This window comes from Benzoatithermus flavus (assembly GCF_037908215.1).
Classification (GTDB): domain Bacteria; phylum Pseudomonadota; class Alphaproteobacteria; order Geminicoccales; family Geminicoccaceae; genus Benzoatithermus; species Benzoatithermus flavus.
In genome coordinates this window covers 1-555 of the sequence record NZ_JBBLZC010000121.1, presented here as the reverse complement: position 1 = coordinate 555, position 555 = coordinate 1, and the positions used below count along the sequence as shown (strand labels likewise).

Below are 555 nucleotides of genomic sequence, written 5' to 3'. Positions count from 1 at the left end.
CATAAATGCCTGGAACTGCTTTTAACATCATGTTGCATCCCTCCGATTATATTTTTTTCCAACTATACCATTTTTTATACTTTTTTCCTTTGAAAATTTTTTTCTTCTTCGATCTTGATAAGATCGGAGAATAGAAAATTAAATGGGAAAGAAAAAGAAAAAATTAGTTGACAAAAAGACAAAGTGGGTGTACAAAATAAGAGAAAAGGAAATGGAAAAAAATGGTTTTCAAAAAAGGGGGAGATCGGAATGAATGAAAACAAAAAAGGTTGGTTTGTTTCTCGAGGTGGAGGGAATAAATACGATAAAAACGGTAATCTTATTGCAAAATATCTCTATGTTTGGATTTACGATCCGGTAAAAACGAGAAATGTACGGAAAGAAAAGCACCTATACGAAGGAAAAAAACATCGAGAAGTGTTTGGTGCAAATCAAAAAATCTTGATCAAACGCGTGGATAAAATTCAAAACATGGAAGAAGTGTTTACTATCTTACAACAAAAAGCGTATCAATTCTTCTTGAAAAATATGTACTATGATCCTTCTTACCATAAG

Annotated in this window: 1 protein-coding gene; it reads left to right on the top strand. The window is 31.5% G+C overall.

From position 1 onward, the window contains the following. Positions 1-249 precede the first annotated feature (249 nt). On the top strand, positions 250-555 hold a 306-nt coding region (locus U1T56_RS24435; protein WP_418162076.1), incomplete at its 3' end, for a hypothetical protein.